The following is a 22,027-nucleotide window of genomic DNA, read 5'->3' as shown; positions in this document are numbered from 1 at the left end:
TGGCGGCCTAATGTCGCTGCGGATTCATTGGCTGATACCGGTAACTATCGCTTGTGGAGATGGTCGCGCTGGGTTCGTCTGCACGACCTTCAGTACGTCTCCGGGGAGCAGTGCCGTCATTTCGCTGGACGCAATCTCGGTGGTATTGTTGGTGCCGGGTGCACGGCGCACGAGGACGAATTGCAATTTTGGTTCTTTGTCCTGGTGCATTGCGTCTGTAATCGCTGGGCTATCGATCAGAAGCGTTTGAAGAGTATCACGCTTTAGTCTTAGCTGGGTCAAGGTGGCCCGCTCGGATTGCAGTTCCGTGGCAACCTCCGTCTGTCGCCGATCGTAGAGTCCCTCAAGGTCCCTTGTCGCCTCGCTTATGCCCTGGCGAGCTTTCGTAATTGCGACCGTCAAATCGAGACGGTTGATCCTGTAATCTCTCATTGTACGCTCTACGTCGGCCTGTCTTGTGGCATTCAGCGCGCCGCGCTCGATCAGGTTGATCGTGCTCTCGAGTTGCTGTTGTATTGAGTTAATGGTTAGGTCAGTGCTCTTTATCTTTTCCTGAAGGACGTCGATTTCCTCCGACAAGAGATCGCGCAGATCCGTTAACGACTTCGACTGTCGGGCCAGTTCGTTCGCACGAGCAGAGAATATCACCTCTTCCTGCTTATAGATTGCATTGGAAAAGGCGTCCGTCTTCGGGCGATCCTCTTTCGGTTGTATCGTCCGCTCACCCGCCATTTCCGCTTCAAGGCGCTCGATCTTCGCTGAACTGCGGATGATTGAGTCGTTTATTTCCCTGATTTCACCGACTAGCTTCGTGATGCCTTGCGAGTTCTGCAAACTGTCAAGCGAGCGCAACTGCCCTCCGCTCATTGCCAGCGCCTGAAGAGCGGTAATTCCCGTATGAAACTCATACTCACCTGGCTTTGCGACATCACCAATGACATAGATAGGCGGATAGCTGAGGATCTGAATCGTGGCTGCCGGTTCGTCCACCAGACCAATTTTCTCCTTAAGTTGCCTTGCAATGGCGGATGCCAATGTTCCCTCATCCTTGTCTCTGACGGAGACGTCACCAAGCAAGGGAAGCGAAATCATGCCTTCTTCCGAAACCGTATATTCACCACCGACTGTTGGCCACTGTTCGTAGCTGCTCTTGGTCGGCATCCATTGTACGAGTGTCAACCGAATTTTTGTGTTTGGCAAAAGGGGTGTGCAGGAGGCCTCACTGGCGCTCAAAAACGTCGAAGCAGCTATTGTCGCCGCTGCAATTTTCGAGATTGCACTCAGTAGATTGCCGCGGCATGCCAGTGGTGCCTTGTAACGCATCAGCCAATTCCGGAGTCTGATCGGTTCCATTTAAGGTGATGCTGGACATCGAGCGATCGGTGTATTGCATCATCTGTGCTCTTAAATTGTAGTTTTTGATGTATTATGTTTGCAAGGCTGCGAGGTTAATTAATAAAGATGAGAGTCGTATATTATGCATGCGAGAATTATATATAGAAATGGTGTAAGAATTGGCATTTACTACTTGTAGTGCCTTTAACCAAACGGACTAGTTTGGCTGTCTAGGTTCCTACACTATCGACCAACTATCAACCTAACCAAAACTGATTGAATATGGCAGCTCACGCCACGCCGCTCTAGTTCTAAAGTTCGGATGAAGTCGTAATGGGTGACATCGATTTTCGCTTTTATCTTTCCATCCTTCGGCGAAGACTGCCGTACATTATAGTCTGCGTAACTCTGGCAACAGCAGTCGCGCTTGTGGTGGCGCTCCTCATGCCACGCAGCTATCAGGCCACCGCGAAGATCCTGGTTGAGGCGCCGCAGATTCCCGTGAATCTAGTTCAGTCGACGGTGCCAACAAGCTCGCTCGGCCAGTTGCAGATAATCCGGGAGCAACTGACGACGCGGGATAATCTGGTAAAGCTGGCAGCCAAGCTCGACATCTACGCCGACGCGAAGGAAAAACCTCCGGTCGACTACCTCGTCAGGGATCTCAGATCCCGGCTTATCTTTGAGCAAACCGAACTCAGCAGTGGCGATGGTGCATCGGTACTCGCAATCGGATTTGAAGCAGGCGCGCCGGCCTTGGCAGCGCGGGTCGCAAACGAGCTTGCAACCTCGATCGTGACTAGGAATCAGAAGCAAAGAAACGAGCGGGCGGATGACACGCTCGATTTCTTCAATGACGAGGTGAAGAAGCTCGATGCTGACCTCGGCCGGATCGAAGCGGAGCTCTTGAAATTCAAGAACGAAAACCGCGCTACTCTTCCCGAGAGCCTGGAGTTTCGGCGCAGGCAGCAGAGCACGCTGCAGGAGCGTCTGATATCGCTCGAGCGTGAACAATCGGATCTTCGCACGAGGCGCAGCCTTTTGGTCGAGACCTATATGGTGACCGGTAAATATCCGACCGGCGAGCCGTTGACCGCGGACCAACAGATGCTTCTCGATCTTAACAAGGCCCTTTCTGATCAGCTTACGATCTTTTCGGAAACCAGCCCGAACATAGTCTCGCTGCGAGCGCGCATAGCATCACTGCGGGGAAAGGTTCTGCCAAATAAACAGGAGGGCGCGGATACCAAGGCCCAATCCGGGCTTGACCTTCAGCTGTCCGACGTGGACAGGCGAATTTCTGCAATCGAGAAAGAGCACGCGGAAATAACCGAGACTATCGCTGCTCTCACTCAATCCATAACCGCCACGCCGGCCACCGACATTCGCCTGAATGCCCTTGAGCGAACGCTATCAAACACACAAACACTGTATAACACTGCGATCGCGAAACGGGCGGAAGCTTCATTGGGAAAGCAAGTTGAAACGCGTTCCGATGGCGGGCGGTTCTCGCTTTTAGAAGAGGCCACCGAGCCGCAGCAGCCGTTGCGGTCGCGACGCCGTTTTACTGTTCTAGTCGGTGCCCTTGGCGGCTTTGGGCTTAGTCTCGCGATCATCGCACTGCTCGAAATGCTGAACAAGACAATCCGTCGACCTTCCGAATTGGTTCAGATGCTGCAGGCGCAGCCACTGGCAGTGATACCCTTCATTGCCACGCCCTACGAAATGCGAACGCCACCCATGAAACGGAAACTGAACATTGCGTCACGGGTGTTTCTGAACCGCTGATGTATTTGAAGCGATACCTGCCACCAGGTTCTCTTCAATGGGAATAAACCCGTACAGCGTCACAGATCGACGCGGGCAATGAGGACGTCTAATGGAATCAGTTGGCAGATCGTCACGTGGTAGAGGAATTGTCGAAATGGACGATCGGAGTTTGGCGTTGCCGGAACAATTGGAGGTTGTGGGAGGGGCGTGGGAGGGTCTTTCCCAGCTTGTCATCGACCTCGATGCAGCAGCCAACAATCGTGTGATCACCTTGAATCGGCAGTCGCCGGCCCACGCAGCCTTTGACATGATGCGGACGAAGCTGCTTCGTCTTCTGAAGGAAAATAACTGGTCGTCAGTTGCCATCACATCGGCTACCCCAGCGTGTGGGAAGACGTGTATTGCGCTCAATCTCGCGTTCAGCCTTGCCAATCAGAGAGATTGTCGGACTGTTCTTGTGGATCTTGATCTGCGGCGCCCTCAGATCGGCAGGTCGCTTGCGATCAAAAATCCAGGCTCGATGGAGAGTTTCCTGAAGGGTAAGGCTGGCTTGCGCGAAACCTTTTTCCGCTGCGGAGATAACCTCGCAATTGGACCAAACCGGCAGCCGGTTCAGTTTTCAGCGGAACTCCTTCAAAGTGCTGCGGCTGCCCAGTCATTGCAAGAAATGCGTCAGAAGATAAGGCCGGACGTCATTCTGTATGATTTGCCCCCGATGCTATCGACCGATGATGTGCTTGCGTTCCTGCCGAATGTGGACGGTGTCATTCTCGTCGCTGCTTCCGATCAAAGTACGATAAGTGAGGTGGACATCTGCGAGCAGAGCCTGCGCGAGAAAACGAACCTGCTGGGCGTCGTTCTGAACAAGAGCGAGTACAGCCACGAGCAATACGGATATTAGCAGAAAGGGCCGTCCTTCCCCGTCTCCTTGCTGGGAGATACCCTGCTAGCGTAAAACACCCTGGAATTTGAATGGCGGTTCGGCCAGACCATCTGCAGCAAGTTCCTCGAGTTTTGCAGCGATTTCGGCAGGTCCCCGCCCTTGAGCATAATGCATCAGGCCACCGCGCCAGCGCGGGAAGCCGTATCCGTGGATTTCCACAAGGTCGATGTCCTCAGCCCTTAGCGCCACCTTCTCGTCGAGGATCTTCGTGGCCTCGTTGACCATCGGCAGGACGATGCAGTCGATGATGCTGGCTTCATCCCACCCTCGCTGCGGCGTTTCCCGAGCTTCCCCGGCAATGATGTCGGCGACGATATCCGAGTGCTTCGCCGTGCGATCGCCCTTCGCGTAGTCGTACCAGCCGCCGCCGCTTTTCTGGCCAAAGCGTTCCAGAGCACAAAGCCGTTCCGCGATCCGCGCGAAGGGCGTCTCGCCGCGGGCACGCGCCGCCTTGCGCTGGAAAGCAGCAATGTCGAGGCCGCCGAGGTCCTGGGCCTCGAAGGGCCCCATGGGCAGCCCGAAGCTGCGCATCGCTGCATCGACCGCCTGTGGTGTCGCGCCCGCCAGCAACAGGCGTTCGGCCTGGGCGCGCGTAATTTTCAGGATCCGGTTGCCGATAAAGCCATCGCAGATGCCGGCGCGCACAGGGATCTTGTTCAGCATCCTCGCAAGTGCAAAGCCGGTTGCAAGGGTTGCGGGCGCGGTATGGGCGGTCGGTACGATCTCCAGCAGCTTCATGACATGTGCCGGGCTGAAGAAGTGCAACCCGAGGAAGCGCTCCGGGTGCCTGATGCCTGCCGCGATCTGCTCGGGGTTAAGGTAGGACGTATTCGTGGCAAGCACCGCATCGGCGCGGCAGACCGTCGAAAGCCTGCTGAAGACTTCGCGCTTCACGTCGAGATCCTCAAACACTGCTTCGATGACCAGGTCGGTTGCGGCCAGCTGGCCGTAGTCGGTCGTGCCCGTTACACCGGCCAGGCGGGCTGCCGCAACGTCTGGACTGATCTTGCCGCGCTTGACCGCGCCTTCGAAGATCGAACGCAGGTTGGAAAGGCCGCGTTCAACCGCAGCCTCGTCGCGCTCCACAAGCGTCACCGGCAGGCCCGCGTCGCGAAGGGCGGCCGCGATACCTGCGCCCATCGTGCCGCCGCCGATGACAGCGGCAGAACGGATCTTCCGGGGCTCGACCCCTGCAAGCTCAGGCGGCCGGGGTGCTGCCCGCTCAGAGAAGAAAACGTGGCGCAAGGCTGCGGCCTGGAGTGAGCCGCGCAATTCGAGAAATGTCTGGCGCTCGAAAGCCATCGCTGTGTCGAAATCGGCCTCCGCCGCCTTCCTCACGCAGGCGAGCGCGCGAAGCGGTGCTTCCTCACGCCTGGCGCGGCTGGCGACCGCCCTTGAGGTCGTTTCCCAGAACGTCGCGTCGACGGCCGGCACGCCGCGCTGGCGGAGCGGAAGTGGAAGGGACTGATCGATGGCAGAACGCGCAAAGTCGATCGCCCCCTTTTCCAGATCACCCTCGACAATGGCATCGATCAGCCCTTGAGACCGCGCCTTCTGCGCTGCCACGGGCGTACCCGTTGTGACCATCTCGGTTGCAAGCGCCGGTCCGATCAGCCGTGGCAGGCGCACGGTACCCCCGGCACCCGGAACAATGCCGAGGCGGACTTCGGGCAACCCGACGCTTGCCGACGGCACGGCTATGCGAAAGCGGCAGCCGAGCGCCACTTCGAAGCCGCCACCGAGCGCGCTGCCATGAATTGCAGCAACCCATGGCTTTACCGCTGCCTCGATACGAGCAACGAGATCGGGAAGGTGAGGGGGCATCGGCGGCTTGCCGAATTCGTTGACATCGGCGCCGGCAATGAACGTCCGTCCGTCGCAGATCAGGACCACTGCGCGCACCGAAGGGTCGGCGTCCAGCGTCTCGGCCGCATTCCACAGGTCCTGCCGCACCGCCTGCGACAAGGCGTTCACGGGCGGGTTGTCGATGGTGACGATGGCAATGTCGCCGTTTCGTTCGATGGTCACTGTCATGATGTCAAATTCCCAGGTAGGCTTCGCGAATTCGTTCGTCGGCAATCAGGTCCTGAGCTGGTCCCGACATTGTAATACGGCCAGTCTCCATCACATAGCCGCGGTCGGCAATCGAGAGCGCGCCAAAGGCGTTCTGTTCGACGAGGAGCACAGTGACGTTGAGCGAACGCAGGCCCTTCACCACCTCGAAGATCTGGGCGACGAGGATCGGCGCCAGTCCCATGCTTGGCTCGTCGAGCAGCAGGCAGGAGGGGCGGGCCATCAGGGCACGCGCAATCGCAAGCATCTGCTGCTGACCGCCGGACAGGCCCCCGGCCGCCAGATTGCGTTTTTCGCGCAGCACCGGGAACATGACGAATGCCTCCTCCATGTCCCGTTCGACCTTGTCGTCGGAGAACAGGAAGGCGCCGAGGCGCAGATTTTCCTCGACGGAGAGGTTCGTGAAGATCTGCCGTCCCTCCGGCGATTGCGCGAGGCCGCGCGCCGGGCGGCGATAGGCTGGAACACTGTTCAGGCTCTCGCCGCGAAACACAATGGAACCTGATGACACCGGCTGTATGCCGGAAAGGCAACGCAGAAGCGTCGTCTTGCCAGCGCCGTTCGCCCCCACCACGGTGACGATTTCGCCGGAGCCGACCTCAAGATCAATGCCGTGCAGAACCTCGATGCGGCCATAGCGGGAGCGCAATCCTTCAACCGTCAACATCAGCCGCCTCCACCGCTTGCGCGCCAAGATAGGCTTCGATGACCCGCGGGTTGCGGGCGACCGCTGCCGGTTCTCCTTCTGCGATCTTCTCGCCGTGATCGAGCACCACGATATGGTTCGAAATGCGCATCACCATCTTCATGTCGTGCTCCACAAGCAGAATGGAAACGCCCTCTGCCGCCACCTCGGCGATCAGGTGATCGATCTCATCCGTTTCCACGGCGTTGCAACCGGCCGCCGGCTCGTCGAGAAGCAGCACGCGTGGTTGCAAGGCAAGCGCGCGGGCGATCTCCAGCCGTTTCAGCGCACCGTAGGACAAGGAGCCCGCAGTTCTCTCGGCTGCCTGGGCTAGGCCAACCCGCTTAAGCAGTTCGCGGGCTCCGGCTTCCGAGGCCTGGCTTCTCAGGCGCGAGCCCGGGAGCCCGAGGAGATCGGCGAGAATTGATCCCCGTTCGTGCAGATGATGACCGACGGTGACATTCTCAAGCACCGTCATCGTCTGGAATATCTGCAGGTTCTGGAACGTGCGGGAGAGACCGCGTTCGGCGAGCAGATGCGGCCCGAGGCCAGTGACATCCTCCCCTGCGAGCAGGATACGCCCGCGGCCGGGCAGGTAGACGCCCGAAATCATGTTGAAGAGGGTCGTCTTGCCGGCGCCGTTCGGTCCGATCACCGAGACGATTTCGCCAGCCTTCAGGGAAAAGCTCACATCATTGACGGCGCGCAGGCCGCCAAAGTCGATCCCGAGGCCTTCGACTTGAAGCAGGCTCATTCTCCCCTCCCTCTGATCAGGCGCGCAAGGCTCGGAAGCAGGCCGTCGCGCATGAAGATCATCACGAGCATCATGATGAGGCCGAGCACGAGCTGCTCATATTCCTGAAAGACGGTCAGGACCTGAGGCAGCGTCGTCAGGATGGCGGCCCCGAGGATCGCCCCGACAACGGAACCCGCACCACCGAGAACCGCCATGGTGACGAGCTCGATCGAATGCATGTAGCCGGCAACATCCGGGGTGATGAACTTGTTCTGCAGCGCCAGCAGGGAACCGGCAACCGACGCGTAGACGGCTGAGATCACGAAGGCCCTCAGCTTGTATTTGGCGACATCGACGCCGACGGTGCGGGCAGCGACCTCCGAGCCGTGAAGGGCGCGCAGCGCACGCCCGGTCGGGCTGTGAAAGAGGTTGAGTGCGAGCCAGGCGCCGATCAGCATGATGAAACCGGTAAAGGCATACCAGAAGACCGGGTTCGACATGTCGAGACCGAGTGACTTCAGGAGCGGCCGCAATCCGAGGTCGGCAACGGCAATGCCGTCAGGACCACCGGTCCATCCAGTTTCATTGGCAAGCACCATGGCAACCAGGGCACCAAGTCCGAGACTTGCGACGGCCAGATAGTATCCCTTCAGCCGGAGGATGGGCCGTCCGACCAGCCAGGCGACAAGGGCGGAAAGCACGGCGCCAAGGATGACGGCCAAGGCTGGATGCAGACCGATGTGAAGAGGCGCAAGCGCACAGCTGTAGCCGCCGATCCCGACGAAGCCGGCATGGCCGAGGCTGATCTGGCCGGCATATCCGGTGAGGATGACAAGACCCGTCACCGCAAGTCCGTTGACGAAGATCAGTGAGCCGACGCGGAAATAGTAGGAGGAGGGAAACAGGAAGGGCAGGGCGACGACGACGAGCGTCAGCACAAGCAGCGTGATGGTTTTCGAGGAGAGCTTCATCGTCATACCCGATCCGTGACTTTGCGGCCAAAGATGCCCTGCGGCATGGCGAAGAGGACGGCAAGGATCACGATGAAGGCAGCCGCGTCCTTGTATTGTGAGCTTATGTAGCCGGCGGTCATTGCCTCGAGGACGCCGAGAAGCAGGCCGCCCACGAGTGCTCCCTTGGGGTTGCCCATCCCGCCCAGCATGGCGGCGGCAAAGCCCTTGAGCGCCAGCGAGATGCCGACATCATAGCTGGTCAGCGTGATCGGCGTGACGAGCACACCTGCCAAGGCGCCGATCGCGGCCGAAAGCGCGAAGCTCAGCGTCATGATGTAGCGCGTGTTGATGCCGACCAGTTGCGCGGCAATGCGGTTATTGGCGGTCGCGAGCACCGCGCGGCCGGTGAGCGTCTTGGTGAAGAACAGCCGGAGGCCAATGAAGACCATGAGCGCGCCGGCAACGACCCACAGGCTCTGCGGCAGGATCGTCGCTCCGCCGATTGCGATCGGCGTTTCGCCCGAGAAGGCGGGGAAGCGATGCAATTGCTTGTCGAAGGCGATTTGCGTCAGGCCGCGGATGAAGATCGAGGCGCCAATCGTGATGATGATCAGGGACACCACGGGGGCACCGCGCGCGGGCTCGATGGCGAGCTTGTTGAGTGCGACCCCGATCGCCGCCGTCACGAGGATGGCAAGGATCGCCGCCAGCGGCAGTGGAATGCCCGCCTGATAGGAAAAGACGGTGATCATGCCGCCGAGCATGACGAATTCGCCCTGGGCGAAGTTCACGACATCGGATGCGTTGTAGATGATGGTGAAGCCGAGGGCCACCAGCGCGTAGACCGCACCGACCGTCACCCCGGACAGCAGAAATTGCATGAACTCGGCCATTGGCTGCCTCCCTTTGCACCGCGCCTGATCGGGAGCGCCACGCGCTCCCGAAAGCACGGCTCAGCACTTAGTCGACGATCTTCCAGCTACCGTCACGGATCTCCAGCATGCGGAAGGCCGTGAGATCTAGGCCGAGGTGATCGTCCGCCGTCATGGTGACGGTTCCGGTCGTTCCGACGAGGCCCTTCGTTTGCTCAATGGCTTCGCGAATGGCTGCGGGATCGGCTTTGCCCGCACGGTTGATCGCGTCGACGAGGATGCGCAGCGCGTCATGCGCATAGCCACCGAAGGTCGATACCGGCTTGCCCGTCGCTGTTTCGAAGCTCTTCTTGTAGGCGGCAACGACCGCGCGCTGCGGATCGTTTTCCGGCAGGAGGTCGGCCACCAGCAGGGCAGTACCCGGCAGGCGAATGCCTTCGGCCGCACTCGCGCCAGCCAGATCGATGAAGCCGTTGGAGGCGACACCATGCGACTGATAAAGCGGCAGACCGACGGCGAGCTGTGCGTAGTTGCGGGTGACAATTGCCGGACCCTGGCCGAAGCCCGGGTTGAGGATTGCCTGCACGCCTGACGTGTTCTTGATGTTGGTGAGCTGCGGGGTCATGTCCGCATCGCTCGGCCCATAGGTTTCGTCTGCAACCACTTCAATGCCATAGTCGCCAACGATGGCCAGGCACTGCTTGTGCATGGAGGCGCCGAAGCCGTCGGAACCGGAGATCATGCCGATCTTCGTGAAGCCCTTCTTCTTCATGTCGTCGAAGATCTTTGCGCAGGCCATGCGATCGGTGTGCGGCGTCTTGAAGGTGTAGGGCTTTACCGGGTCGACGATTTCGATGGCGCCAGCAAGCGAGATGAATGGGATCTCGGCATCTTCGGCAACCGGGATGATCGCCATCGAGGTGCCGGTGGTGGTGCCGCCAATGACCGCTGTGACTTCGTCGTCCTCGACCAGACGCGTTGCGAAGGTGCGTGCCTTGTTCGGATCGCCGCCGTCGTCGTAGATGACAAGCTCGAGCTTTTCACCGAGAACGCCGCCTGCCGCATTGATCTCGTCGACCAAGAGCTTCAGCGTCTTGGCTTCAGGGTCGCCAAGGAACGAGGCGGGTCCTGTTTCCGAGACAGTCGCTCCGATGCGGATGTCGGCAAGGGCTTCGCCGGCAAAGCCAAGCCCAAGCGCAAGCGTGCCCGCGAGCGCGGTGGTCATCGCAAATTTCATGTCAGTCTCCTCCCAAGAGAACAAAGGTTAAGTCAAAGTCGTCACGCCGCCTTCGGACGGCGCCACATGACGGTGCGGAAGCGGTTGGCCACGAAGGCCGCGTCTGTCAGGCTGGCATTGCCGGCCGGGTTGGCGCCGGTGACGTGGAAATCACTGAACGCAGCACTCTGATTGACGAAGATGCCGCCGGTCAGATTGATCGAGAGATTGACGCCTGCCCTGGCGAAGGCGTCGCAAGCAGCGTCGATGCGGCTGCTGTCGGTGTCATAAAGTGCCGCGGTGATCGCACCCTTGCGACGGGCGAGGCTTGCTGCCTTTTCGATGCCCCCGGCAACATCCGCAACGGCGACGATGAAGGCAATCGGACCGAAGCGCTCTTCCTCATGCGCATCCGTCTTGTCGGCATCGACGGCAAGGACGAGGGGCGTTGCCGTGCGTGCATCGCCTGTCGTGACCGGGGCAGAGTCGCGAATGAGCGTTCCGAGGCTGCGGGCGGTCTCGATGCGCTTAAGCGTCGCCGGGTTGGCGATCGCGCCGCAGACGCCGGCGGCGCGTGCCGGATCGGCAAGAAGGTCGTCGATGGCAGCGGCAATTGCCTTTGCTACGTCGTCGAAGCTCTTGTGGCCCTCATCGGTCTCAATGCCGCTCCTTGGAACGAAGATGTTCTGCGGGGCGGTGCACATCTGGCCGCTGTAGAGCGAGAGAGAAAAGGCGATGTTGGCGCACATGCCTGCAAAGTCATCGGTGCCGGCAACGACAATCGAATTGACACCAGCCTCTTCGGTGTAGACCTGAGCGTCTCCGGCATGCTTGCGCACCCAATCGCCGAAGCTGTTCGAGCCGGTGTAGTCGATGAGCTGTACCGCATTGTTCTCAACGAGGTCGCGGGTGATTTCGGCGCCCGGCGCATCGGCTGCCAGAAGCGCGATATTGGCGTCAAATCCCGCTTCGGCAAGCACCTGGCGAATGACCGAAACCGTGATCGCCAATGGCAGGATTGCGCCCGGATGCGGCTTGACGATGACGGTGTTGCCGGTCGCGAGGCTGGCAAACAGGCCTGGATAGCTGTTCCAGGTCGGAAATGTCTGGCAGCCGATCACCAGCGAGATCCCACGCGGCACGATCCGCCAGTGTTTTTCCAGAACGATCGGCTCGGCCTTGCCCTGCGGTTTGGTCCAGATGGCCTGAGCCGGCGTGCGGGTCATCTCTGCGAAGGCATAGGCAACGGCTTCGAGGCCGCGGTCTTGTGCATGCGGTCCGCCAGCCTGGAATGCCATGGCAAAGGCCTGTCCCGTCGTGTGCATGACGGCATTGGCGATTTCGAAGCTGATGCGATTGAGGCGGGCCAGAACTTCGAGGCAGATGCCGACGCGGGTCTTGACCGCCGCATCCGCCCATGCGGGTGCCGCAGCCTGCGAGGCGGCGATCAGCGTGTCTGCATCTGCGGCCGGATAGGTGATTGCGAGCGTCGGGCCGAATGGGGAAACTTCCGCGCCGACCTTCGCCGTCTCCGGATGGCCAGGCAAGGCAAAAGGCTTGCCGAGCCGGGCATTGTAGGATGCCAGGCCCTCGTCCTTGGCGGTTTCGCCATAGATCTTGCCGCTCGGGATTTCAGGATAGGCCGACCAGTAACCGCGTTCCTGCGAAGCCTTCAGGGCTGCGGCAAGGGTTGGCTGGTGGCGGTCGAAAAGGGCATCCATTCACATGTTCCTCTCATGCTGTGGATTTATAATTGACCGGCCGGTCGGTTTATGCAAGAGTTTTTTCATGAACCGCCCGATCCTGGCGGAACTGGAGGAAACATGTCCGAATCCGACACCGTCCAATCGGCATTTGCCGATGGCGTCCTTACGTTGACGCTCAACCGTCCAGACAAGCTCAACGCCTTCAATGAAGAGATGCATCTGGCGCTCAGGGCAGGCTTCGAACGTGCGCATCGGGATGCATCCGTTCGGGCTGTGCTTCTGACCGGCGCCGGTCGCGGCTTCTGCGCGGGGCAGGACCTCGGCGACCGCGATCCGCGCAAGGGTGGGGCGGCCCCCGACTTGGGACGCACGATCGAGCTTTTCTACAACCCGCTGATCCGGCTGATCAGGACGCTGGAAAAGCCCGTCGTCTGTGCCGTCAATGGCGTTGCCGCGGGTGCGGGCGCCAATATCGCGCTTGCTTGCGATGTCACTCTGGCGGCGCGCTCGGCGCGGTTCATTCAGGCTTTCGCCAAGATCGGCCTCGTACCCGATTCCGGCGGCACCTGGAGCCTGCCACGCCTGCTTGGCGAAGCGCGCGCCAAGGCGCTGGCGCTGACCGCCGAGCCGCTCGACGCGGAAACGGCGGCAAGCTGGGGGCTGATCTGGAAGGCGGTCGACGATGCGGCACTCCTCGATGAAGCCAGGACCCTTGCCACCAAACTCGCTGCCGGACCGACAAAGGGTCTCGGCATGACCAAGCGCGCGATCCAGGCAGCGGCAACCAATTCGCTCGATGAGCAGCTTGAGCTTGAACGCGATCTGCAGCGCGAAGCTGGACGCAGTGCCGACTATGCCGAGGGCGTCGCCGCCTTCCTGGAAAAGCGCAAGCCGGAGTTCAAGGGACAATGACCGACAGGATCATTCTCACGGCCGAGGAGCTTGCGAACGCCTGCGCAGACGCCATGTGGCGCGACGACAATGCCTCCCGTCGCCTTGGCATGGCGATGGAACGTGTGGCGCCCGGCATGGCGGTCATTTCGATGGTTATCAAGCCGGAGATGACCAACGGCCATGGAACCTGCCACGGCGGATACATCTTCACGCTGGCCGATTCCGCCTTCGCCTTCGCCTGCAATACCTACAATCAGCGGGCCGTCGCGCAGCATTGCTCGGTTACCTACATCGCACCGGCCTTTGCCGGCGACCGCTTGACGGCAACCGCGCGGGAGGTTTCACGGCGCGGGCGTGGCGGCATTTACGATATCAACGTGACCAATCAGAACGGCGAGCACATTGCCGAGTTCCGTGGCCATTCGCGCACCGTCAAGGGCACCCTTTTGCCGGAAGAGGCGTAAAGCCGCCGGTCATTCATCTCGGAGGAGAGACAGACATGGAAGACCTTTCACCCCGCCCTGGCGACCTCGAGGCGATAGAAACAGCATCGCGTGACGAGATCGCCGCACTTCAGCTTGCCAGGATGAAGTGGTCACTGAGCCATTCCTATGAGAATTCGCCCTTCTACAGGGCGCGTTTCGACGAAGCGGGCGTCCATCCGTCGGATCTGAAGTCGCTGGCCGATCTCGCAAAGTTCCCCTTCACGACCAAGAAGGATCTTCGCGATACCTATCCCTTTGGCATGTTTGCCGTGCCGCGCGAGAAGCTGACGCGCATCCATGGATCTTCGGGAACCACGGGCAAGCCGACGGTCGTCGGCTATACGCAGAAGGACATCGACGTCTGGGCGGATATGGTGGCGCGCTCGATCCGTGCTGCCGGTGGCCGGCCTGGAGACATGGTCCACGTCGCCTACGGCTACGGGCTCTTCACGGGCGGCCTTGGCGCCCACTACGGCGCCGAACGGCTTGGCTGTACCGTCGTGCCGATGTCGGGCGGCATGACAGAACGTCAGGTCACGTTGATACAGGATTTCCGGCCGCGCATCATCATGGTGACGCCGTCCTATATGCTCTCCATCCTCGACGAGTTCCACAGACAGGGCATCGACCCGCGCGAGAGCTCGCTGGCAGTCGGCATCTTCGGCGCCGAACCCTGGACGAACGCGATGCGTCAGGAAATCGAGCAGTCGTTCGACATGCATGCGGTCGATATCTATGGCCTGTCCGAAGTCATGGGTCCCGGCGTTGCCAGTGAGTGCGTCGAGACCAAGGACGGGCTGCACATCTGGGAAGACCATTTCTATCCTGAAATCATCGACCCGGCGACGGGCGAGGTCCTTCCCGATGGCGAAATGGGCGAGCTTGTCTTCACGACGCTGACCAAGGAAGGCCTGCCGATCATCCGCTACCGCACGCGCGACCTGACGCGGCTGCTGCCCGGCACGGCCCGCTCCATGCGGCGCATCGCAAAGATCACCGGCCGCTCCGACGACATGATGATCCTTCGCGGCGTCAACGTCTTCCCGACCCAGATCGAGGAGCAGATTCTGAAGTGTCAGGGGCTTGCCCCGCATTTCCAGATCGAGCTCAGCCGCGCCGGCCGCATGGACCAGATGACGGTTCACGTCGAGTGCACGCCCGAGGCCGCCGATGAAACTGCACGCGCCTCCTCGGCAAAATCCCTTGCCCACTACATCAAGAGTGTCGTTGGTGTTACCACGAAGATCGAGATTCGCGACCCGGGTGGAGTCGCACGATCCGAGGGCAAGGCAAAGCGGGTCGTCGACAACAGGCCAAAGGAATAGAGGCGATTGCTTCCCGGCGTGATGATCATTCCGGGAAGCGCAAATCACGAGCCCTTCGGCTCATCGCGTGGGGGCGCGGAGGAAAAACAGGAACGCAGGATAATATGGCACGAACGCGCGCGATCGATTTTGAAGAGAAACAACGCAGCCTCTTGAGCAGCGCCGCTGCCGTCTTTGCGGAGATGGGAATGGAGAAAGCCTCCATGGCCCACATTGCCTCGCGCAGCAATGTTTCCAAAGCCCTCCTCTATCACTATTACCCGAGCAAGGACGCGTTGATTTTCGATATCATTCGCAACCATCTCGAGGAACTGGAAGCTGCCGTTGCCGCCGCAGACGAGCCCAGCCTGACGCCTCAGGAGCGACTTCGGCTGCTGGTGCGGCAAGTCCTGGAGAATTATCGCGATGCGGACAACGAGCACAAGGTGCAGCTGAACGGCACGAGTGCGCTGTCGCAAGAACAGCTGGACGAGCTGCGCGCCATCGAGCGCCGGATCGTCAAGCGCTTCTCCAATACCATCATCGAGATCAACCCCGACCTCAATGCCAGCAAGCCTCTGCTGATGCCAGTGACGATGTCGCTCTTCGGCATGATGAACTGGGTCTACATGTGGTTTCGCCCAGGCGGCCAGGTCAGCCGTGACGAGTATGCCGATATCGCCACGACCCTGATCCTCGAGGGCGTCAAGGCGGTCCGCTAGGGCCCGCGGCGTTTCGCCTATTGCGCTTCGGTCGCCCATAAAGCCCCTTGAGATGATCATGACCGGCGGGCCAAGCCTGAAGGTTGATCATTTCGGTTTGGGAGCCATGAGATTGCCGAACTCCATCGGAAAGGGGAACAGGATCGTCGAGCTCTTCTCGCTTGCGATGACGTTCAAGGTGTTCAGATAGCGCAGCTGCATGGCCTCTGGCTGCCTGGCGAGGACTTGGGCCGCTTCGAGGAGCTTTGCAGCCGCCTGCTGTTCACCCTCGGCATTGATGACTTTTGCGCGGCGCTCGCGCTCGGCTTCCGCCTGGCGGGCAATCGCGCGGATCATCGATTCGTTGATGTCGACATGCTTGATCTCGACAGTGGCGACTTTGATGCCCCAGGCATCCGTCTGAGCGTCAAGGATTTCCTGAATGTCCAGGTTGAGCCGGTCACGTTCCGCCAGCATCTCGTCGAGATCATGCTTGCCGAGGACGGAGCGTAGGGTCGTCTGGGCAAGCTGGCTTGTCGCCATCATGAAGTCCTCGACCTGTATCGTCGACTTTCCGGGATCAATGACCCTGAAGTAGATCACCGCGCTGACACGGACCGAGACATTGTCATGAGAAATGACGTCCTGGCTCGGCACATCGAGTACCCGCGTGCGCAAGTCGACCCGGATCATTTGCTGGACGTAGGGGATCAGGAGTATCAGGCCGGGTCCCTTGACGCCTGTGAAGCGGCCAAGCGTGAAAACGACAGCGCGTTCGTATTCCCGCAGGATCTTGATCGCGGATGCAATGATCACGAGCAAGATAAGGATCGCCACAAGATAAAAGGCAAGATCTGCAAACAAAGCCATGACGTTCTCCTGCTCTCTTCCGGCCGCTAGCTCTTGTCGGGGCGTCTCTCGACCTCGAGGGTCAGACCGTTGCGGGCGATCACCTCGACAGCGTCCCCGGCGGCGAGCGCCTCGGTGGAAATTGCCTTCCAGCGCTCGCCATGCGTGATGACATAGCCTGTGGGCCCGGCCCAACTCTCGACCTGACCCGAAATACCGATCATCTGCTCAGCGCCCGTCGCGACTTTGCGCCACCGCGAGGCAAATGCCAGGCGTGCAACGAGGAGGCTGAAAGCGAGGCTGGCAAGAGCGATTGCGCCAAGTACAGGGCGCGAAACCTGAAGGCCCGGCATATCCGTATCAAACAGAATGGTTGCGCCGAGGATCATGGCTACCCCGCCGCCGATGCCCAGAGCGCCGAAGCTTGGCGAATGCATCTCGGCCACCGTCAATCCGACGCCGAGGATGATGAGCCCGATGCCGGCAAAGCTCACCGGAAGCAATGCCAGGGCATAGAGACCAAGAAGGAGTGAGATGCCGCCGATCGTTCCGGGAAACATCGTCCCGGGCGCAAGAAACTCGAAGATGAGGCCATAGATACCAACCATCATCAGGATGATTGCGATGTTTGGATCGGTAATCACCGAAAGCAGGCGTGTTCGCCAGTCCGGCTCGAATTCCTGTACCGTCAAACCGGCGGTATCAATTCGCATGTCTGTCTGACCGACCCGCACCACGCGCGCCTGTGCCTGCGCAAGGAGATCGTTGACATCCACCGCCGTGAAATCAATGACATGTTCGCGCACCGCTGCGGTCGATGAAAGGCTCGCGCCTTCCCGCACCGCCCGCTCTGCCCAGTCGGCGTTGCGATTGCGCAATTCCGCAAGCCCGCGAATATACGCCACCGCGTCGTTGATGATCTTCTTTTCGCTGGCACTGGCTGGAGGCTCGGCTTGCTTGTCATTTTGCTTGTCCGGTTCTTTCCCGGGTTTTGCATCGCCGCCAAAAGGGTTCACCCCGAGCGCGATCGGTGTGGCTGCTCCGAGGTTCGTGCCTGGCGCCATTGCGGCAATGTGGCTTGCATAGAGAATATAGGTGCCGGCGCTGGCAGCCCTTGCGCCGCTCGGTGCGACGAAGCCGGCGACTGGGACGGGCGAGGCAAGGATGGCGCGAATGATGTCCCGCATGGACGTGTCGAGGCCACCGGGCGTGTCCATCTCAAGGATAATCAGGCTGGCATGTCCGTCGGCACGCTGAAGGCCCCGTACGACATAATCTGCCGTTGCAGGTCCGATGGCGCCGTTCACCTTGAGGACGACCGCAGCGCGATTGGATTGCGCCGACGCCGACAGCGTGAAGATGCCTGGAGCTAAGAGCAGCAAGAACAACGAGATCAGGATTGGCGGCACCCACCGCCAACGCTTCAAGCTCAGCGCTACCACATGCGGAACGCTCATGATTTTCCAGTATATCCCAGAAATCACAAAGAGCCAGAAATCACAAAGAGAAAGAAAAGCGTCACAGTCCGGGGCGAACAGCTTGAATGTCTTCGAGGGTATCGAGGGTCGCTTTGCTCAAGGCGGTCGCGAGGCTGGGAGTGCGATCGAGCAATCCGGATCAAAGGCAGGTAATGCGCTGGCAGCGAAACTTGTGCAGCTGGCGACCAGTTTGCGGCGTCGATAGCCGGCAGAATTCTCGAGGCGATTGATCGCGGCGTCCGGAAAATCAACGGCATCGGAAACGTCAACGGGAATGCCGGTCGGACGATGCCGCCTGAGGCACTCTTTCCCAGAGGCGGTGGTGCAGGCGGATATTGATAATTAGGCCTTGTGAGGAAAAAAGGCGCGGCTCCTGGTCCGCGCCTTTTTCTGTTTCAAGCACGCTTCGAGAACCGAAACGACGATGGGTTTTGCCGAGCGCCTGCATCTCATCCTGCAGCCGACCAAGCTTGGAATGATGGTCAGGATCCAAGATCCGTCTGGCTTCATTTTCGGTCTTGCCGTGGCGGCGGGCTAGTTCTCGCTTCAAGATATTCGCCTCGTTGAAGGCTTCTATCACTGCGAGCTTGATCGCATCCTCGGCTTGTACCACACGCGCAAGAGTATCCGGATGCGCAAAACTTCCCGATCGGGGTGATTTTTATGCCTTCGGACACGCGCTTCCCGATCGGTAAGTCTTGCGTTGATCTAACGGGAATCTTCCTGTACGGTAAGCCACCTCTGGAGATGCTCGATGTTCAGGTCCGCACGCGATTTCGGCGCCGCCATCCGGGAAAATCGGAAGGCGCTTGGCTGGACACAGACCGAGCTTGCCGCCCGGTCCGGCACCGGCGAGCGCTTCATCGTCGAGCTCGAATCCGGCAAGCCAAGCTGCCAGCTTGAAAAGTCCTTGATCGTGGCGCGCACTGTCGGCATCGAGATCGGCGATCTCAGGACGGCCCAAGCCGCCCCGGCCTCGCCTGACGATGACCTGGACTTCCTGCCGACCTTCGGTGACGGTCGATGACGACGATCTTCTACGAAGCCCTCCCCGTCGCCCACCTGACCTTCGATGGCGAGTGGCGACTGGACTATATTCAACGTGCTGATTTGCAATTCGGATTCCCATGCCAAGAACTATTCCATCCTGATCGGTGCTGGCGGGTCAGCGAAGATGGCGCCGCTCTATGACCTGATGTGCGCGGCTGCGTACCGCCAGGTTGACCAAAGTTTGCCGCAGGGGATCGCCGGCCGGTTCAACGCTCCGGACCTACGGCGAGCGGATTGGCAGGCCCTGGCAGACGAGGTTGGATTAAGCGGTGCATCGACGTTGAGGCGCGTTGTGGAACTTGCCGAGCGTGTCAGCGCCGCGTGCGACGACGTAGCGCCGCAAGTCGAGGCTCTGGCTGGCGATCCGGTGAGAGTCCTCGAGAAGATTATCAATTCCGTCCGAAAGCGGTGTCGGCGAATACGGGTCCAATGTCGCGGATAGCCAGGAAAGCACGGAGGGCGGAAATTATTTCCGCTTCTCTTGCAAATATTGCGCTCACACAACTGCCGATTCTTCCGAAAATGAGACGGTACGGTCGCTGTTGCGGCAAGAGACTGTAGTGGGGCCGTCAGCCGACTATCGCCTATCAAAGGATAGGTCCAGGAGGGAAACCAAGGACTATCCCGGCACTCTCGTCTTGGACTTCGTGGTGCGCTGGGGTAACGTCCGCGCGACACAAATCATCAAAGACCCATGGCAGCCAAGACGACACTTAATGCGAAGAACCTTGAAGCTCTCGGCGTGCAACGCCTCGCCGAGCTTCTCATGGAAATCAGCACCGGCAGCGCTGCGCACAAGCGTCGGCTTCGTATGGAGCTTGCTGGCAACCATAGCTGCGCCGAAGTTGCCAGGGAGGTTCGCAAGAGGCTTTCCAGCATTGCACGCGCCAGGACCTTCGTTGATTGGCGAAAGGTGAAGGCGACCAGGACCGACCTGGAGACCCAGCGCAAGTCGATCGTCGAAACCGTCGCGCCCAACGATCCCGCAGGAGCGTTTGAGCTAATCTGGCAGTTTTTAGCGGTTGCGGATCCTCTATTTCAGCGATCGGACGATGGCAGCGGCTCGTTGATCCAGAGCTTCCATCAAGCCTGCATCGACGCCGGCGCGATCGCCAAGGCGGCGAATATCGATGCCGATGTCCTGGCCGAGAAGATATTCAAGGCAGTTCAAAGCAATGCTTACGGCCAGTTCGACCGGCTGATTACTGCAATGGTGGCGGCGCTGGCGAATGAAGGTTTGGAGCGTCTCAAGGCTCTCTTTGTCGGCTGGTCGAACGAGCCCAGGGAGAAGCCGGCCAAGAAAGATCAGCAGGTCATCGGCTGGAGCAGCGCTGGCCCGATCTACGAGGACGAGGTTTACGGCAATCACCAGGATCTGACCATTCGTATCGCGCTGCAGGAAATAGCCGACGCCCAGGGTGATGTGGATGCCTATATTGCGCAGCAGCCGGAAAGGACACATGGAGCGCCGATGGTCGCGGCTGACATCGCCAACCGTCTGGTCTCGGCGGGACGGGCTGAGGAAGCACTGAAAGCCCTCGAGAAGGTTGATGCGAAAGGCCGGGCGGATGTCCCCTTCGAATGGCAGCTTGCCCGTGCCGAGGCACTGGAAGCCCTGGGGCGCAACGACGAAGCCCAGGCGTTTCGCTGGGAGTGCTTCGAGCAGTCCCTGAACGACGACCACCTGCGCGCCTATGCGCGCCGCTTGCCGGACTTCGACGATCTGGAAGCGGAGGAGAGGGCGTTCGCCTACGCCCAAGCGTTCCCGGACGTTCATCGCGCTCTCTACTTCTTCCTGCGCTGGCCTTCATTGGCGGAAGCGTCAAAGCTCGTTACGAAGCGGGCGGCGGAACTGGATGGCGACCTCTATGAGTTGATGACGCCGGCTGCGGAAGCGCTTTCGACGAAACAACCACTGGCCGCGACGATCTTGCTGCGATCAATGATCGACTTTACTTTGGAGAGCGGCCGATCGAGCCGTTACAAGCACGCGGCACGACACCTTGCAGAATGCCGGTCCCTGGCGAGTCAGATCGAGGATTTCGGCAGCTTTCGGCCACATGAGGTGTATATGGTGGACATCAAGCGCGACTACGGAAGGAAGTCGGGATTTTGGAGCCTGGTGTCGTGAGTATTGCGCTCATGTTGGCCAATGTCTTCTGAGCTTCCTCATGGTGGCGATCCAACGGATGTTGTCGATCACGCGTAGGACGCATCTGGAAGGGTGCCAAGGATTATCCCGGCGCAGTAAGCGAAATCAATGTCTTGCCCGCCGCCAAAGACAATCCTAAAGGCTTCTGACACTCGAGTATCCGTCGCCCTTTTTGGGTGAAGCGTGCTTTGCCTCAATCGCGGAATTTCAGCCGTTCCAGGATCAATGGATCATATTCAGGCGCCTGGATCCGTCGCCGGTCTTCCTCCGGTTCGCTGAGCGGTTCGGCCGGTTGAAGCTTGTCTCTGGCCTCCAGGGCGAGACGTTGATAAACGCCTGTGCCCTGGCGTTTCCAGGCGATTTCCTTTTCACTGAGCTCGCGGACGACCCTGGCCGGCGAGCCGACCGCCAGGCTGTTTGCCGGGATGTCGGCCCCTGCCTTGACGAAAGCCATGGCGGCAACGATCGAATTTTCGCCGATGACAGCCTCGTCCATGACGACCGCATTCATTCCCACCATGGCGTTGCGACCGATCCGGCAGCCGTGCAGCACGGCGCCGTGCCCGATGTGGCCTTCCTCGCCGATCACAACCTCGACATTGGGGAAACTGTGCACGACGCAGGTCTCCTGGACGTTCGAACCGCGTTCCATGACAATGCGCCCGAAATCCCCGCGCAGCACGGCGCAAGGCCCGACATAGCAGGCCGGTCCGATGATGACGTCGCCGATGATCACCGCGGCCGGATGGACGAAGGCCGCCGGATGGATCACAGGCACGACGCCATCATAGGAATAGACCATAGCCATCTGATCAGTCCCTTGTC

Annotated in this window: 21 protein-coding genes and 1 pseudogene; 10 read left to right on the top strand and 12 right to left on the bottom strand. The window is 60.0% G+C overall.

Annotation, left to right across the window (positions count from 1 at the left end):
- Positions 1-24: 24 nt before the first annotated feature.
- Entirely contained in the window at positions 25-1,323 is a 1,299-nt protein-coding gene (locus tag IB248_RS00345; RefSeq protein ID WP_246779172.1) for a polysaccharide biosynthesis/export family protein, read from the bottom strand.
- A gap of 345 nt (positions 1,324-1,668) precedes the next feature.
- Here IB248_RS00345 and IB248_RS00340 point away from each other — a divergent pair, with 345 nt between their 5' ends.
- Positions 1,669-3,123 carry a Wzz/FepE/Etk N-terminal domain-containing protein gene (locus IB248_RS00340; RefSeq protein WP_018856754.1) on the top strand — a complete coding sequence of 485 codons (1,455 nt, stop codon included), beginning with the start codon at positions 1,669-1,671 and terminating at the stop codon, positions 3,121-3,123.
- Between the two features lie 136 nt (positions 3,124-3,259).
- Positions 3,260-4,006 carry a CpsD/CapB family tyrosine-protein kinase gene (locus IB248_RS00335; protein WP_018856755.1) on the top strand — a complete coding sequence of 249 codons (747 nt, stop codon included), beginning with the start codon at positions 3,260-3,262 and terminating at the stop codon, positions 4,004-4,006.
- A gap of 45 nt (positions 4,007-4,051) precedes the next feature.
- Here the strand turns inward: IB248_RS00335 and IB248_RS00330 are convergent, their stop codons facing one another.
- From IB248_RS00330 to paaN, 7 genes are all read right to left on the bottom strand, one after another.
- Positions 4,052-6,082 carry a 3-hydroxyacyl-CoA dehydrogenase NAD-binding domain-containing protein gene (locus IB248_RS00330; RefSeq protein ID WP_192239957.1) on the bottom strand — a complete coding sequence of 677 codons (2,031 nt, stop codon included), beginning with the start codon at positions 6,080-6,082 and terminating at the stop codon, positions 4,052-4,054.
- A gap of 4 nt (positions 6,083-6,086) precedes the next feature.
- Positions 6,087-6,788 (bottom strand): ABC transporter ATP-binding protein, encoded by a 702-nt coding sequence (locus IB248_RS00325; protein ID WP_018856757.1) that lies wholly within the window; start codon positions 6,786-6,788, stop codon positions 6,087-6,089.
- Positions 6,775-7,560, bottom strand: coding sequence for an ABC transporter ATP-binding protein (locus tag IB248_RS00320; RefSeq protein WP_192239956.1), 786 nt, complete (start codon positions 7,558-7,560; stop codon positions 6,775-6,777). Before IB248_RS00320 ends, IB248_RS00325 begins: the two co-directional genes overlap by 14 nt.
- On the bottom strand, positions 7,557-8,519 hold the full coding sequence (locus IB248_RS00315) for a branched-chain amino acid ABC transporter permease (RefSeq protein ID WP_210332912.1): 963 nt from the start codon (positions 8,517-8,519) through the stop codon (positions 7,557-7,559). Before IB248_RS00315 ends, IB248_RS00320 begins: the two co-directional genes overlap by 4 nt.
- Positions 8,516-9,388 (bottom strand): branched-chain amino acid ABC transporter permease, encoded by an 873-nt coding sequence (locus tag IB248_RS00310; RefSeq protein WP_192239955.1) that lies wholly within the window; start codon positions 9,386-9,388, stop codon positions 8,516-8,518. Before IB248_RS00310 ends, IB248_RS00315 begins: the two co-directional genes overlap by 4 nt.
- A gap of 67 nt (positions 9,389-9,455) precedes the next feature.
- Complete coding sequence (locus IB248_RS00305) at positions 9,456-10,604, bottom strand: ABC transporter substrate-binding protein (protein ID WP_192239954.1); 1,149 nt, start codon at positions 10,602-10,604, stop codon at positions 9,456-9,458.
- 41 nt (positions 10,605-10,645) lie between these two features.
- Entirely contained in the window at positions 10,646-12,304 is a 1,659-nt protein-coding gene (gene paaN / locus IB248_RS00300; RefSeq protein ID WP_192239953.1) for a phenylacetic acid degradation protein PaaN, read from the bottom strand.
- A gap of 102 nt (positions 12,305-12,406) precedes the next feature.
- On the opposite strand from paaN, the gene paaG reads away from it, so the two are divergent.
- The 4 genes from paaG (at position 12,407) to IB248_RS00280 (ending at position 15,694) form a co-directional block, all read left to right on the top strand.
- Positions 12,407-13,201: a 2-(1,2-epoxy-1,2-dihydrophenyl)acetyl-CoA isomerase PaaG gene (gene paaG, locus IB248_RS00295; protein ID WP_192239952.1), complete on the top strand. Its 795-nt coding sequence runs from the start codon at positions 12,407-12,409 to the stop codon at positions 13,199-13,201.
- Positions 13,198-13,647 (top strand): hydroxyphenylacetyl-CoA thioesterase PaaI, encoded by a 450-nt coding sequence (paaI, locus tag IB248_RS00290; RefSeq protein WP_192239951.1) that lies wholly within the window; start codon positions 13,198-13,200, stop codon positions 13,645-13,647. Before paaG ends, paaI begins: the two co-directional genes overlap by 4 nt.
- 35 nt (positions 13,648-13,682) lie before the next feature.
- Positions 13,683-14,993, top strand: coding sequence for a phenylacetate--CoA ligase PaaK (gene paaK, locus IB248_RS00285; RefSeq protein ID WP_018856765.1), 1,311 nt, complete (start codon positions 13,683-13,685; stop codon positions 14,991-14,993).
- A gap of 104 nt (positions 14,994-15,097) precedes the next feature.
- Positions 15,098-15,694, top strand: coding sequence for a TetR/AcrR family transcriptional regulator (locus IB248_RS00280; RefSeq protein WP_018856766.1), 597 nt, complete (start codon positions 15,098-15,100; stop codon positions 15,692-15,694).
- Between the two features lie 87 nt (positions 15,695-15,781).
- Here the strand turns inward: IB248_RS00280 and IB248_RS00275 are convergent, their stop codons facing one another.
- The 3 genes and pseudogenes from IB248_RS00275 to IB248_RS00265 all read right to left on the bottom strand — a co-directional run.
- Complete coding sequence (locus IB248_RS00275) at positions 15,782-16,543, bottom strand: slipin family protein (RefSeq protein WP_192239950.1); 762 nt, start codon at positions 16,541-16,543, stop codon at positions 15,782-15,784.
- A 26-nt stretch (positions 16,544-16,569) separates the two neighbouring features.
- Entirely contained in the window at positions 16,570-17,979 is a 1,410-nt protein-coding gene (locus tag IB248_RS00270) for a nodulation protein NfeD (RefSeq protein ID WP_018856768.1), read from the bottom strand.
- Between the two features lie 363 nt (positions 17,980-18,342).
- Positions 18,343-18,610, bottom strand: a pseudogene (locus IB248_RS00265) (hypothetical protein); the annotation flags it as partial.
- 144 nt (positions 18,611-18,754) lie between these two features.
- Between IB248_RS00265 and IB248_RS00260 the strand changes: the two are divergent.
- From IB248_RS00260 to IB248_RS00250, 4 genes are all read left to right on the top strand, one after another.
- The gene (locus tag IB248_RS00260) at positions 18,755-19,027 is read left to right on the top strand and encodes a helix-turn-helix transcriptional regulator (protein ID WP_018856771.1); all 273 of its coding nucleotides are present in this window, start codon (positions 18,755-18,757) and stop codon (positions 19,025-19,027) included.
- The gene (locus IB248_RS32325) at positions 19,024-19,191 is read left to right on the top strand and encodes a hypothetical protein (protein ID WP_245267946.1); all 168 of its coding nucleotides are present in this window, start codon (positions 19,024-19,026) and stop codon (positions 19,189-19,191) included. Before IB248_RS00260 ends, IB248_RS32325 begins: the two co-directional genes overlap by 4 nt.
- A complete protein-coding gene (locus IB248_RS00255; protein WP_245267945.1) occupies positions 19,145-19,492 on the top strand; it encodes a HipA domain-containing protein in 348 nt (115 codons plus the stop codon). The genes IB248_RS32325 and IB248_RS00255 overlap by 47 nt, the downstream gene beginning before the upstream one ends.
- A gap of 252 nt (positions 19,493-19,744) precedes the next feature.
- Positions 19,745-21,181 carry a DUF6880 family protein gene (locus tag IB248_RS00250; protein ID WP_192239949.1) on the top strand — a complete coding sequence of 479 codons (1,437 nt, stop codon included), beginning with the start codon at positions 19,745-19,747 and terminating at the stop codon, positions 21,179-21,181.
- 214 nt (positions 21,182-21,395) lie between these two features.
- Here the strand turns inward: IB248_RS00250 and IB248_RS00245 are convergent, their stop codons facing one another.
- Positions 21,396-22,010 (bottom strand): transferase hexapeptide repeat family protein, encoded by a 615-nt coding sequence (locus tag IB248_RS00245; protein ID WP_192239948.1) that lies wholly within the window; start codon positions 22,008-22,010, stop codon positions 21,396-21,398.
- Positions 22,011-22,027 lie beyond the last annotated feature (17 nt).

Source organism: Rhizobium sp. RHZ01 (assembly GCF_014851595.1).
Classification (GTDB): domain Bacteria; phylum Pseudomonadota; class Alphaproteobacteria; order Rhizobiales; family Rhizobiaceae; genus Rhizobium; species Rhizobium altiplani.
The sequence above is the reverse complement of the archived record's forward strand: the minus strand, read 5'-3'. Positions and strand labels throughout refer to the sequence as shown.

What these genes read in the sequence shown, in the direction of transcription:
- paaK (WP_018856765.1), top strand. Translation starts at nt 13,683, where the DNA reads ATGGAAGACCTTTCACCCCGCCCTGGCGACCTCGAGGCGATAGAAACA.
- IB248_RS00280 (WP_018856766.1), top strand. Translation starts at nt 15,098, where the DNA reads ATGGCACGAACGCGCGCGATCGATTTTGAAGAGAAACAACGCAGCCTC.
- IB248_RS00315 (WP_210332912.1), bottom strand. Translation starts at nt 8,519, where the DNA reads ATGACGATGAAGCTCTCCTCGAAAACCATCACGCTGCTTGTGCTGACG.
- IB248_RS00320 (WP_192239956.1), bottom strand. Translation starts at nt 7,560, where the DNA reads ATGAGCCTGCTTCAAGTCGAAGGCCTCGGGATCGACTTTGGCGGCCTG.
- IB248_RS00325 (WP_018856757.1), bottom strand. Translation starts at nt 6,788, where the DNA reads ATGTTGACGGTTGAAGGATTGCGCTCCCGCTATGGCCGCATCGAGGTT.
- IB248_RS00275 (WP_192239950.1), bottom strand. Translation starts at nt 16,543, where the DNA reads ATGGCTTTGTTTGCAGATCTTGCCTTTTATCTTGTGGCGATCCTTATC.
- IB248_RS00305 (WP_192239954.1), bottom strand. Translation starts at nt 10,604, where the DNA reads ATGAAATTTGCGATGACCACCGCGCTCGCGGGCACGCTTGCGCTTGGG.
- IB248_RS32325 (WP_245267946.1), top strand. Translation starts at nt 19,024, where the DNA reads ATGACGACGATCTTCTACGAAGCCCTCCCCGTCGCCCACCTGACCTTC.
- IB248_RS00345 (WP_246779172.1), bottom strand. Translation starts at nt 1,323, where the DNA reads ATGCGTTACAAGGCACCACTGGCATGCCGCGGCAATCTACTGAGTGCA.
- IB248_RS00340 (WP_018856754.1), top strand. Translation starts at nt 1,669, where the DNA reads ATGGGTGACATCGATTTTCGCTTTTATCTTTCCATCCTTCGGCGAAGA.
- IB248_RS00335 (WP_018856755.1), top strand. Translation starts at nt 3,260, where the DNA reads ATGGACGATCGGAGTTTGGCGTTGCCGGAACAATTGGAGGTTGTGGGA.
- paaN (WP_192239953.1), bottom strand. Translation starts at nt 12,304, where the DNA reads ATGGATGCCCTTTTCGACCGCCACCAGCCAACCCTTGCCGCAGCCCTG.
- IB248_RS00250 (WP_192239949.1), top strand. Translation starts at nt 19,745, where the DNA reads ATGGCAGCCAAGACGACACTTAATGCGAAGAACCTTGAAGCTCTCGGC.
- paaG (WP_192239952.1), top strand. Translation starts at nt 12,407, where the DNA reads ATGTCCGAATCCGACACCGTCCAATCGGCATTTGCCGATGGCGTCCTT.
- IB248_RS00245 (WP_192239948.1), bottom strand. Translation starts at nt 22,010, where the DNA reads ATGGCTATGGTCTATTCCTATGATGGCGTCGTGCCTGTGATCCATCCG.
- IB248_RS00330 (WP_192239957.1), bottom strand. Translation starts at nt 6,082, where the DNA reads ATGACAGTGACCATCGAACGAAACGGCGACATTGCCATCGTCACCATC.
- IB248_RS00310 (WP_192239955.1), bottom strand. Translation starts at nt 9,388, where the DNA reads ATGGCCGAGTTCATGCAATTTCTGCTGTCCGGGGTGACGGTCGGTGCG.
- IB248_RS00270 (WP_018856768.1), bottom strand. Translation starts at nt 17,979, where the DNA reads ATGAGCGTTCCGCATGTGGTAGCGCTGAGCTTGAAGCGTTGGCGGTGG.
- paaI (WP_192239951.1), top strand. Translation starts at nt 13,198, where the DNA reads ATGACCGACAGGATCATTCTCACGGCCGAGGAGCTTGCGAACGCCTGC.
- IB248_RS00260 (WP_018856771.1), top strand. Translation starts at nt 18,755, where the DNA reads ATGTTCAGGTCCGCACGCGATTTCGGCGCCGCCATCCGGGAAAATCGG.